This is a genomic window from Achromobacter deleyi (assembly GCF_902859705.1).
Lineage (GTDB): Bacteria > Pseudomonadota > Gammaproteobacteria > Burkholderiales > Burkholderiaceae_B > Achromobacter > Achromobacter deleyi.
This window is the reverse complement of sequence record NZ_CADIJO010000001.1, coordinates 251,474-263,944: the sequence shown is the minus strand read 5'-3', so window position 1 is coordinate 263,944 and position 12,471 is coordinate 251,474. Positions and strand designations below refer to the sequence as shown.

7 protein-coding genes are annotated in these 12,471 nt (G+C 64.6%); 2 read left to right on the top strand and 5 right to left on the bottom strand.

Annotated elements, in window-relative coordinates; all coding sequences use genetic code 11:
• Positions 1 to 13 precede the first annotated feature (13 nt).
• Positions 14 to 3,496: a transcription-repair coupling factor gene (gene mfd / locus HV798_RS01115; RefSeq protein ID WP_175190984.1), complete on the top strand. Its 3,483-nt coding sequence runs from the start codon at positions 14 to 16 to the stop codon at positions 3,494 to 3,496.
• 23 nt (positions 3,497 to 3,519) lie between these two features.
• Complete coding sequence (gene serB, locus HV798_RS01110; protein ID WP_175190983.1) at positions 3,520 to 4,377, top strand: phosphoserine phosphatase SerB; 858 nt, start codon at positions 3,520 to 3,522, stop codon at positions 4,375 to 4,377.
• Between the two features lie 120 nt (positions 4,378 to 4,497).
• Here serB and HV798_RS01105 read toward each other — a convergent pair whose 3' ends face one another.
• The 5 genes from HV798_RS01105 to nuoL form a co-directional block, all read right to left on the bottom strand.
• Positions 4,498 to 6,768, bottom strand: coding sequence for a TonB-dependent receptor (locus HV798_RS01105; protein WP_175190982.1), 2,271 nt, complete (start codon positions 6,766 to 6,768; stop codon positions 4,498 to 4,500).
• Positions 6,769 to 7,098: 330 nt separating this feature from the next.
• Positions 7,099 to 7,428 carry a DUF2818 family protein gene (locus HV798_RS01100; RefSeq protein ID WP_024068076.1) on the bottom strand — a complete coding sequence of 110 codons (330 nt, stop codon included), beginning with the start codon at positions 7,426 to 7,428 and terminating at the stop codon, positions 7,099 to 7,101.
• 12 nt (positions 7,429 to 7,440) lie between these two features.
• Positions 7,441 to 8,925 (bottom strand): NADH-quinone oxidoreductase subunit NuoN, encoded by a 1,485-nt coding sequence (nuoN, locus tag HV798_RS01095; protein ID WP_175190981.1) that lies wholly within the window; start codon positions 8,923 to 8,925, stop codon positions 7,441 to 7,443.
• 9 nt (positions 8,926 to 8,934) lie between these two features.
• Complete coding sequence (locus HV798_RS01090) at positions 8,935 to 10,437, bottom strand: NADH-quinone oxidoreductase subunit M (RefSeq protein ID WP_175190980.1); 1,503 nt, start codon at positions 10,435 to 10,437, stop codon at positions 8,935 to 8,937.
• Positions 10,434 to 12,470, bottom strand: coding sequence for an NADH-quinone oxidoreductase subunit L (gene nuoL, locus HV798_RS01085; RefSeq protein ID WP_025137066.1), 2,037 nt, complete (start codon positions 12,468 to 12,470; stop codon positions 10,434 to 10,436). The genes HV798_RS01090 and nuoL overlap by 4 nt, the downstream gene beginning before the upstream one ends.
• Between the last annotated feature and the right edge of the window lies 1 nt (position 12,471).

The window sequence follows — 12,471 nt, the reverse complement described above, 5'->3', positions numbered from 1 at the left end:
AATCTTCCGCTTGATGCCTGCTCCCAGCCTGATGCCCGCCCCTTCCTCCTCCGCCACGGCAGCGCCGCCCGTCCCCGCGACCGCCCCCACTCTTGCCGCGCTGAAAGCCGGCGCGCGCTACGCCCAGCCCCGTCCGCCGGGGTCCGGCGACGCCTGGCTGCTGGCCGACCTGGCCCGGCAGGCGGCCGCGCCCCTGGTGATCCTGACCGCCGAGCCCCTTGAAGCGCAGCGCCTGGCCGAGGAAATCGCCCTGTTCGCCCCCGGGCTGCGGGTGCGCCAGCTGCCCGACTGGGAAACGCTGCCCTACGATGCCTTTTCCCCGCACCAGGACCTGATCTCCGAGCGCCTGCACACCCTGCATTCGCTGATGACCAAGTCGGTGGACGTGCTGACGGTGCCGGTGACCACGGCGCTGTACCGGCTCGCCCCGCCCTCGTTCCTGGCGGCCTACACGTTTTCGTTCCGCCAGAAAGACAAGCTGAATGAAGCCGCGTTGCGGGCGCAACTGACGCTGGCCAACTACAACCACGTCACCCAGGTCACCGCGCCCGGCGAATTCTGCCTGCGCGGCGGGCTGATCGACCTGTTCCCGATGGGCTCGGCGCTGCCCTACCGGCTGGACCTGTTCGACGACGAAATCGAGACCATCCGCAGCTTCGACGTGGACACCCAGCGCAGCCTGTACCCGGTGCGCGAGGTGCAACTGCTGCCCGGCCGCGAATTCCCCATGGACGAGGATTCGCGCAACCGCTTTCGCGCGCGCTTCCGCGAGGTCTTCGAAGGCGACCCGTCGCGCGCCCTGCCCTACAAGGACATCGGCAACGGCATCCCGTTCGCCGGGGTCGAGTACTACCTGCCGCTGTTCTTCGAAGAAACCGCCACGCTGTTCGACTACCTGACCGAAGGCACCATCACCGTCACCGTCGGCGATATCGACGACGCGATGATGCGCTTCAGCCAGGACACTGGCAGCCGCTACAACTTTCTCAAGAGCGACCGCGAGCGCCCGGTGCTGCCGCCATCGTCCCTGTTCCTGGACGAACAGGCGCTGTACGCCCACCTGAAGGCCTTCCGCCGCCTGTCGCTGGCGGCCGGCCAGCCGCACCCCGACTTCCGCCCCGCGCCCGACGTGAGCGTGGCGCGCCGCTCCGACGCCCCCATCGCCAAGCTGCGCACCCTGGTCGGCAAGCACCAGGGCCGCGTGCTGCTGTGCGCCGATTCGGCCGGCCGGCGCGAGACGCTGGTGCAGATGCTGAACGAGTTCGGCGTCACGCCGGATGCCCAGCCGGACACGGTCGAGGCCTTCCTGGCGTCCGACGCGCACTTCGGCATCGTCGCCGCGCCGCTGGCCACCGGCTTCGAGCTGCCGCAAGCCAACCTGGCCTTCCTGACCGAGAACGACCTGTATCCGGGGTTGGCCACTACCGGCCGGCGCGGCAAGCGCGACCAGGAACGCGCCAGCAACGTCGAAGCGATGGTGCGCGACCTGTCCGAACTGCGCGCCGGCGACCCCGTGGTGCACGCGCAGCACGGCATCGGCCGCTACCACGGCCTGGTCAACATGGACATGGGCGAAGGCGAGATGGAATTCCTGCATCTCGAATACGCCAACGGCAGCACCCTGTACGTGCCAGTGTCGCAGTTGCACGTGATTGCCCGCTACAGCGGCGCCGATCCCGAAGCCGCACCGCTGCACCAGTTGGGCTCGGGCCAGTGGGACAAGGCCCGCCGCAAGGCGGCCAAGCAAGTGCGCGACACCGCTGCCGAACTGCTGGCGCTGTACGCCCAGCGCGCCGCGCGCGAGGGCTTCGCCTTCAACTTGCCGCTGAATGATTACCAGGCCTTCGCCGAAGGCTTCGGCTTCGAGGAAACCGCTGACCAGGCCGCCGCCATCGAAGCCGTGCTGGCCGACATGACCTCGGGCCGGCCGATGGACCGCCTGGTCTGCGGCGACGTCGGCTTCGGCAAGACCGAAGTCGCGCTGCGCGCGGCGTTCCTGGCCGTGGCCAATGGCAAGCAGGTCGCCCTGCTCTGTCCCACTACCCTGCTGGCCGAACAGCACGCGCAGACCTTTTCCGACCGTTTCGCCGACTGGCCCGTGCGCGTGGTGGAACTGTCGCGCTTCCGGTCGCCCAAGGAAGTCGCGGCCGCCATCGAAGGCATCAACGATGGCCGCGTCGACATCGTGATCGGCACCCACAAGATCCTGTCCAAGGACGTGAAGTTCAAGCGCCTGGGCCTGGTCATCATCGACGAAGAGCACCGTTTCGGCGTGCGCCAGAAAGAAGCGCTGAAGGCGCTGCGCGCCGAGGTCGACGTGCTGACCCTGACCGCGACGCCGATTCCGCGCACGCTGGGCATGTCGCTGGAAGGCATACGCGACTTCTCGGTCATCGCCACCGCGCCACAAAAGCGCCTGGCCATCAAGACCTTCGTGCGGCGCGAAGACGGCAGCACGCTGCGCGAAGCGCTGCTGCGCGAACTCAAGCGCGGCGGCCAGTGCTACTTCCTGCACAACGAGGTCGAAACCATCCACAACCGCCGCGCCCGCCTGGAAGAGCTGGTGCCCGAGGCCCGCATTGCGGTGGCCCACGGCCAGATGCCCGAGCGCGAGCTGGAACAGGTGATGAAGGGCTTCTACCAGCAGCGCTACAACGTGCTGCTGTGCACCACCATCATCGAAACCGGCATCGACGTACCCAGCGCCAACACCATCGTGATCCACCGCGCCGACCGCTTCGGCCTGGCGCAGCTGCATCAGTTGCGCGGACGCGTCGGCCGTTCGCATCACCAGGCCTACGCCTATCTGCTGACCCCGGGCGAAGACGCCATCACCAGCAACGCCAAGAAGCGGCTGGAAGCCATCCAGGCAATGGAAGAACTGGGCTCGGGCTTCTACCTGGCCATGCACGACCTGGAGATCCGCGGCACCGGCGAAGTGCTGGGCGACTCGCAGTCCGGCAACATCCAGGAAGTGGGTTTCTCGATGTACAACGAGATGCTCAACGAGGCCGTGCGCGCCCTGCGGGCCGGCGAAGAGCCCGACCTGGATGCGCCCTTCAACCTGGCTTGCGAGGTCAACCTGCATGCGCCCGCGCTGCTGCCGTCCGACTATTGCGCCGATGTGCATGCCCGCCTGGGCGTCTACAAGCGCCTGGCCCATGCCGCCGACGAAGACGACCTGATCCACATCCAGGAAGAGCTGATCGACCGCTTCGGCAAACTGCCCGAAGCCGCCCAGACGCTCCTCACCACGCACCGCCTGCGCCTGGCCGCGCAACCGCTGGGCATCGTCAAGATCGATGCCAGCGAAACCCAGGCGCTGCTGCAGTTCGGCCCCAAGACCAGCGTCGATCCCGCCAAAATCATTGAACTGGTGCAGCGCCAACGCCACATCAAACTCGCCGGACAGGATAAATTGCGGGTTGAGATCAAGGCTGCGCAGATACCCGCTCGCGCCGACGCCGTGCGCGCCGTGCTGCGCGCCTTGAAGTAACCCGCCCCGACATTCGCATCTTTATGACTATCCACCACCTTGTCGTTCAATCTCCCGGCCTGACGGTCGAACACGCCGAGCAGATCGCCGCGCTGGCCCAGGCCCAGGGTGTGGCGCGCATCAGCGCCACAGCCGCCCGGCTGCTCGACGTGCAGCACGACGACGCCACGCGCGCCGAGGTGACCGGCTGGGCCGAACGCCATGGCATCGACATCGCCTTCCTGCCGGCCGGCCTGAAGCTGTCGCACTGCAAGGTGCTGGCCATGGACATGGATTCGACGCTGATCAACATCGAGTGCATCGACGAGATCGCGGGCGTGGCCGGCGTGAAGGACAAGGTTTCCGAGATCACCGAAGCCGCAATGCGTGGCGAAATCAAGGACTTCTCCGAAAGCCTGCGCCGCCGCGTCGCCCTGCTCAAGGACGTGCCGGCCGAGGCGCTGGAACAGGTCTATACCGAAAAGCTGCGCCTGAACCCCGGCGCCGAACGCCTGATCACCACGGCGCAGGCCGCGGGCATCAAGGTGCTGCTGGTGTCGGGCGGCTTCACCTTCTTCACCGATCGCCTGCGCGAACGCCTGAAGCTGGACAGCGCCCATGCCAACACGCTGGAAATCGACAACGGCGTGCTGACCGGCCGCGTGCTGGGCGACATCCTGGACGCCGACGCCAAGGCCGTCTACCTGCGCGAATTCGCCCGCACCCATGGCGCCACCAAAGAGCAGATCATCGCCATGGGCGACGGCGCCAACGACCTGAAGATGCTGGGCGCGGCCGGCTTTCCGGTGGCTTATCACGCCAAGCCGCTGGTGCGCCAGCAGACGCGCTACGCGCTGAACGTGTCGGGCCTGGATGGCGTGCTGAACTGGTTCGAAAGCTGATTCCCGCCCGCCGCAAGACATGAAAAAGCCACCTTTTCCAGGTGGCTTCTTTTTGCCCGCCGGCCGGCAGGCACACGACGCTGCCCGGCCCCGCCAACGCGGGCCCGGGCGGCACGCGGATCAATAACGCATGTTCACGCTCAGGATGGCCGAGCGTCCCGGTGCGATGTTGGCGTAGTGGGCCGGATAGGCCTTGTCGTAGTACGTCTTGTCGAACAGGTTGAAGACGTTCAGTTGCACGTTCCAGTTCTTGTTGAAACGGTAGCCAGCCATGGCATCGAAGCGCCAGTACGACGGAATGTACGTGGTGTTGGTCGTGTTGCCGTATTGCTTGCCCACGTAGTACGCGCCGCCACCCACCGTGAAGTCCTGCGTCACGGCGTAGGTCGACCACAGGCTGAAGCTGTTTTCCGGCGTGTTGGGGAAGTCGTTGCCTTCGTCCGCACCCGCACCGTCCTTGAGCTTGCTCTTCATGAAGGTGTAGCCGCCGAAGACCTGCCAGGCCGGCGTGATGGCGCCCGAGAAGCCCAGTTCCAGGCCATTCACTTCCTTCTTGCCCGCCATGGCGTAGTCGCCCGACGGCAACGTGACCCGCGCATTGGTGGTTTCGGTACGGAACAAGGCGGCCGTCAGGGTCATGCGGCGGTCCAGCACGTCCCACTTGGTGCCGACTTCATAGGTCTTGTTCTTTTCCGGCGCCAGGTCGGCAGCGTTCAGCCCCACGCCGCCACGGCCCGGCGTCAATGCCAGACTTTCGCTGCCTTCGCCCAGCGTGGCGTTGGACGGGGTGGACGACGTGGCGTAGGACACGTAGATGCTGCCGTTGTCCGTGGGCTTGAACACCAGGCCCAATTGGTAGTTCAGCAGCGTGTCGTCACGCTTGATGACCTGGAAGTTGTTGGCTGGCGTATTGGTGAACTTGGTTTCGTAGCGATCCAGGCGCAGGCCGCCGTTGATCAGCCACTGGGGCGTCAGCTCGACGGTGTCGAAGGCGTAGATCGACTTGGTGATCGTGCGCGACTTGGTCGGCTGGCCGACGCGGTCGCCGTCCAGTGTATTGACCCAGGGGTCGTGCGGGTTCGGATCGTACAGGCTGGTGCAGTTGTAGCCCGAGGCCGCGCCCAGGAAGTTGCACGCGTTGGTCTTGCCGGCCGTGCCCGAACCGCGGTTGACCGCCAGCGAGTCCTTCTTGCCTTCTTCCTTGGACAGTTCGATGCCCACGTTGAAGCTGTGCTTGAGCGAGCCGGTGTCGAACTTGCCCACCAGCTCGGTCTGGTTGGCCAGGCTGTCGACACTGCTGCTGCGGGTGTTGGCGCGGCGCCAGACGCGGCCATTGAGCACGTTGCCCTGGCTGTCGTCGGGCTGGGTCCAGACGTAGTCCTGGGTGGAATAGGTGTAGCGCGTCATGTTGCGCAGCGTCAGGCGATCGGAGAAGTCATGCTCGATGCCGATCGTGCCCATGTCGGACGTGGTCTTGCGGTAGTCGCTGGCCAGGCCGTAGAAATTGTTGCGGTTGACGTTGGCGGGACCGGTTTCGGTAACACCCATGTAGCTGCCGTTGCGCTGCACCTTGGTGCTCGGGTAGGCGTACGGAATGCCGCTGTCGGGCAGGTCATCCGTCTGCATGTGGTAGTAGCTCAGCGTCACGCGGGTCGGCGAATTGACGCCGAAGGTGATGGTGGGCGCCACGCCCCAGCGGCTGTTGTTGACCATGTCGCGGCCGGCCACGTCGGCGTCGTGATACATGGCGTTCAGGCGGAAGGCCGTCTTTTCGCCCAGCAGCCAGTTGCTGTCGATCGTGCCGCGGTAGTAGTTGTCGGTGCCGATGCCCAGGGTAGCCGCGGTGAAGTTCTCGGCCTTGGCCGTCTTGCTGATCAGGTTGATGCTGCCGCCCGCGCCGCCGCGGCCGCCATAGGCGCCGTCGGAACCCTTGATGACTTCGATCTGTTCCAGGTTGAAGACTTCACGCGAGGTCGCGCCGATGTCGCGCATGCCGTCGACATAGGTGCTGGCCTGGGCGTCGTAGCCACGGATGATCGGACGGTCGCCCAGCGGGTTGCCGCCTTCACCGGCGCCGAACGTGATGCCCGGCGAGTTGCGCAGGGCCTCGGTCAGCGTGGACGCGGCCTGGTTCTGCATCACTTCCTGGGGAATCACCTGCACCGACTTGGGCGTATCCAGCAGCGGGGCGGTGAACTTCTTGGAAGCGGAATCCTTGACGTCGTACGGCGTGTACGAATCGCCCTGCACTTGCACGGGCGACAACTGCGTTACGCCCTGGCCGCTCGACTGCGCGTGCGCGGTCGGGGCCAGGAACAGCGCCGGGGTAGCCAACACCGCGGCCAGCGATCCGCTGAGCGAGGTGACGGCAAAGGAGTCTTCGGATTTCAATGCTTTCTCCAGAATATGAATGACAACGATTCTTGTTTTTTGACAGGTTGCGATTCTGGACCGTGAAGCTGAAAGATTCCTGAAAGACGAATGAAATCAGACTAAAAGACCAAAAAACAACACGCGTTAAGGAAATTTCCTCAATAAAGTCTAGTTAATAACGCGGGTTTCTACCAACTCGCCGGGGGGCATTCGCGCACCGGCTCGCGGGGCATCACCGGGCTCACGCAGCGACCGCCGACCGGCACCCCTCCCACACCCTGGCACCCCAATGAAAAACGCCCCTGACGGGGCGTTTGGTGCTTCCTGGGCCGATCGAAGACCGGAAGGTCAGGTACGCAGGCGCGGATGGCGCTTGAACAGGTAGCGATACACGAACCCCGGATAAGCCAACACCAGGTACAGGCTCAGGGTGATGGCGTAGAACTCCCAGGTCTGGGCGAAACGATTGCCCAGCACGGATTCGAAGGTGAAGCCCAGCGCGCCCACGATCAGGTAGAACACCAGCACTTCGACCAGGCGCATCCAGAACGGCTTGACGGCTTCGGCGCCGCCCTGCTTCCAGGGCAGCACGGCGAAGACGCGCTCGGTCAGGAAAGGCAGGTTCGCGCTGACGAGCGCCAGCGCGATCAGGAGCCATACCGCCAAAGTCTGGTTCATGGCTCCGTCCGCTTACAGGCTGAGCGAGCTGCGGATGGCCTGCACGCACAGGGCCATCAGGCCGCCGGGCAACAGGCCCAGCACCAGAATCAGCAGGCCGTTGACCGACAGCACGCCGCGCTGGCCGCAGGTGGCTGCCATCGGGGCGGCATCGGCCGCGGGTTCGTCGAAGTACACGACCTTGACCACGCGCAGGTAGTAGAACGCGCCGATCAGCGAGAACATCACCGCGACCACGGCCAGCGTGACGTGGCCGGCGCTGATCAGCGCTTGCAGCACGGCCAGCTTGGCGTAGAAGCCCACCAGCGGCGGAATGCCGGCCAGCGAGAACATCAGCAGCAGCACGATGGCGGCATGCCACGGGCTGCGGCGGTTCAGGCCCTTCAGGTCGTCGATGTGCTCGCACTCGAAACCCTGGCGCGACAGCAGCAGCACGATGCCGAAGCTGGCCAGCGTGGTCAGCACGTAGGTCAGCATGTAGAACAGCGACGCGCCGTAGGCGGACGAGGCCAGTTCCGGCTTGCCCACCACCGAGCCCGACATCAGGCCCAGCAGCACGAAGCCCATGTGCGAGATGGTCGAGTAGGCCAGCATGCGCTTGAAGTTGGTCTGCGCGATGGCGGTCAGGTTACCGATGGCCAGCGACAGCACCGCCAGGATCATCAGCATCGGCTGCCAGTCGGCGGCCAGGCCATGCAGGCCGTCCACGAGCAGGCGCAGCGTGATGGCGAAGGCCGCCAGCTTGGGCGCGCCGCCCAGGATCAGGGTGACCGCGGTGGGCGAACCCTGGTAGACGTCCGGCACCCACATGTGGAACGGCACGGCGCCCAGCTTGAACGCCAGGCCCGACACCAGGAACACGATGCCGAACACCAGGGCCAGCTTCTCGGCCTTGCCGGCAGCGATGACCTTGGAAACTTCAGCCAGGTCCAGGTGACCGGTGGCGCCGTAGACCATCGACATGCCGTACAGCAGGAAGCCCGAGGCCAGCGCGCCCAGCACGAAGTACTTCATGGCGGCTTCGGTGGCCACGACGTTGTCGCGGCGCAGGGCGATCAGCGCGTACAGCGCCAGGGACATCAGTTCCAGGCCCAGGTAGATCGAGATCAGGTTGCCCGACGAGATCATGACCATCTGGCCAAGCAGCGCGAACAGCGTCAGGACGTAGAGCTCGCCGCCGCGCATCATGTCGCGCAGCTGGGCGTAGACACGGCCGTAGACCAGCGTGACCGCCACTGCGATGTAAGAGGCGATCTTGAGCAGGTGCGACAGTTCGTCGGTGACGTACAGGCCGTTGAAGGTCGAACCCGCAACGCCGTTCTTCCACTGCAGCGCCGACACCACGGTCAGCACGCCCAGTGCAAGCAGGGTCAGCAGGAACGTCGGCTTGCGCTCGGGGTGATTGCTGACCGCGTCGACGAGCAGGATAGCCAGGCCGAAAACCAGCAGGAGGATTTCCGGTGTCGCCAGGGCGAAATCGATTTGGGATTGCATCATTGTCTTGTCTTACAGTTTCGAGACGGCAACGTGTTGCAGCAGGGCCTCGACCGACACGTGCATGACGTCGGTGAAGGGCTTGGGATAGATCCCCATGTACAGCACGGCGATCGCCATCACGCCAAGAATCACGAATTCGCGGCGGTTGATATCGGTCAGCTCACGCACGTGGTCATTGGCGATGTCGCCCAGCACCACGCGCTTGACCATCCACAGCGAATACGAAGCGCCCAGGATCAGCGCGGTGGCCGCCAGGAGGCCGATCCAGAAGTTGTGCTCGACCGCGCCCATGATCACCATGAACTCGCCGACGAAACCGCTGGTGGCCGGCAGGCCGCTGTTGGCCATCGAGAACAGGATGAAGAACGTGGCAAAGCGCGGCATCACATTGACCACGCCGCCGTAGTCGGCGATGCGGCGCGAGTGCATACGGTCGTAGAGCACGCCGATACACATGAACATGGCGCCCGACACGAAACCGTGCGAGATCATCTGCACGATGGCGCCTTCGACGCCGGCCGTGTTGAAGATGAAGAAGCCGAGCGTCACGAAACCCATGTGGGCCACGGACGAATAGGCTACCAGTTTCTTCATGTCGTCCTGGACGATCGCGACCAGGCCGATGTAGATGACGGCGATCAGCGACAGCGTGATCATCATGCCGGCCAGGCTGTGCGAAGCGTCAGGGGCGATCGGCAGCGAGAAGCGCAGGAAACCGTAGGCGCCCAGCTTCAGCATGATCGCGGCCAGCACGATGGAGCCGCCCGTGGGGGCTTCGACGTGGGCGTCAGGCAACCACGTGTGCACGGGCCACATCGGCACCTTGACCGCAAAGGCCGCCAGCAACGCCACGAAGATCAGGATCTGCGGGGTGTAGCCCAGCTTGGTCTGCTGCCAGGTCAGGATGTCGAACGAACCACCCGAGGCGTGCCACAGGTAGATGAACGCGACCAGCGTCAGCAGCGAGCCCATCAGGGTGTACAGGAAGAACTTGAATGCCGCGTACACACGGTTCGGCCCGCCCCAGACGCCGATGATGATGTACATCGGGATCAGCGTGGCTTCGAAGAACACGTAGAACAGCATGCCGTCCAGCGCGGCGAACACGCCGACCATCAGACCCGACAGGATCAGGAAGGCAGCCATGTATTGCGCCACGCGGCTGGTGATGACTTCCCAGCCGGCCAGCACCACGATGATGGTGATGAAGGCGGTCAGGAGCACGAACCACAGCGAAATGCCATCAATGCCCAGGTGGTAATTGACGTTGAAGGCTTCGATCCAGGAGGTCTTTTCGACGAACTGCATGGCAGCCGTCTTGGAGTCGAACCCGGTGTACAGCGGAATCGTGACGAGGAAGCCGGCGATCGAGCCGATCAGCGACAGGCCGCGCGTCAGGCCGGGACGGTCGTCTCGGCCCACCGCCAGCACCAGCAGGCCGAATACGATCGGGACAAAGATCGCAAGCGTGAGCCAGGGGAAAGTGTTGGATGCCATCTCGCTTGCCATCATTGGGGAATCAGCACAAAGAAAGTCACCAGCGCCATGATGCCGATGATCATTGCGAACGCGTAGTGATAGATGAAGCCGGACTGCAGGTGACGGCTGATCGCAGCCACCCAGCCCACCACGCGGGCGCTACCGTTGATCAGGAAGCCATCGATGATGCCGCGGTCGCCGGTCTGCCACAGGCCACGGCCCAGGCAGCGCAGGCCGCGCGCGATGATCTGCTCGTTGACCCAGTCGACGTAGTACTTGTTTTCAAGCACCTTGTTCACGCCCGACAGGCTCGACTTGATCGCGGCCGGAACCTTCGGGTTGATCAGGTAGCAGTACCAGGCGATGACGGCGCCGGCCACGACCAGCCAGAACGGCAGGGTCTGGAAGGCGTGCAGGCCGAAGGCCACCCAGCCGTGCCATTCTTCGTGCAGCTCGTGCATGGCCGGATGCTGCGGCAGCACCGTGATCACGCCGTTGAAGAACTTGCCGAACAGCATGGGATCGACCGCCCAGGCACCCACCAGCACCGACGGGATCGCCAGCAGGATGAGCGGCAGGGTCACGACCCAGGGCGACTCATGCGGCTTGCCGCCGTGGTGGCCGTGGTCGTCATGACCGTGGTCGTCGTGGCCGTGGGCATCATGACCGTGGCCATGGCCGTGGTCGCTGGTGTCGAAGCGTTCCTTGCCGTGGAAGACCAGGAAGTACACGCGGAACGAGTACAGCGAGGTCACGAACACGCCGATCAGCGTGGCGTAGTATGCAAAGCTTGCGCCCCACACATGGGCGGCGCCGGCGGCTTCGATGATGTGTTCCTTCGAGTAGAAACCCGAGAAGAACGGCGTGCCGACCAGGGCCAGCGTGCCCAGGAGGAACGTGATCCAGGTGATGGGCATGTACTTGCGCAGGCCGCCCATGTTGCGGATGTCCTGGTCGTGGTGCATGCCGATGATGACCGAACCGGCGCCCAGGAACAGCAGTGCCTTGAAGAACGCGTGCGTCATCAGGTGGAAGATCGCCACCGAGTAGGCCGATGCGCCCAGCGCGACGGTCATGTAGCCCAGCTGCGACAGCGTGGAATACGCGACCACGCGCTTGATGTCGGTCTGGATGATGCCCAGGATGCCCAGGAACAGCGCGCCGATGGCGCCGATCACGATGATGAACGACAGCGCCACGTCCGACAGTTCGAACAGCGGCGAGAAACGCGCGACCATGAAGATGCCGGCCGTCACCATGGTGGCGGCGTGGATCAGTGCGGAGATCGGGGTCGGGCCTTCCATCGAGTCAGGCAGCCAGGCGTGCAGGGGCACCTGCGCCGACTTGCCCATGGCGCCGATGAAGAGGCAAATACACGCCACGGTCAGCAGCATCCAGTCCGAGCCGGGCAGCGTCAGCGTGGCCAGCTTGTCGGCCTGGGCGAAGACTTCGCCGTAGTGCATGGTGCCGGCATAGGCGAACAACAGGCCGATGCCCAGCACGAAGCCGAAGTCGCCGACGCGGTTGATCAGGAATGCCTTCATGTTGGCGAAGATTGCCGTGGGGCGGGTGTACCAGAAGCCGATCAGCAGGTACGACACCAGGCCCACCGCCTCCCAGCCGAAGAACAGCTGCACCATGTTGTTCGACATCACCAGCATCAGCATGGAGAACGTGAACAGCGAGATGTATGAGAAGAAGCGCTGGTAGCCGGGATCATCGGCCATGTAGCCGATGGTGTAGATGTGCACCATCAGCGACACCGAGGTCACCACGACCATCATCATGGCCGACAGCGGATCGATCAGGAAGCCGATTTCCAGCTTGGTCTGGCCGATCAGGCTCCAGGTGTAGACCGCGCCGTCAAAGCGCAGGCCGTTGAGCACGTCGCCCAGCACCACCACCGAACCGATGGCGGAAATGAGCACGCCCAGGATGGTGATGACGTGCGAGGCGCGCCGACCGATGGGACGGCCCAGGAAGCCGGTGCCGAAAAGGCCCGCGAGAATTGCTCCGGCCAGCGGCGCCAGCGCGATGAGCAGGTAGAGATTGGGTGAGCTAGACATT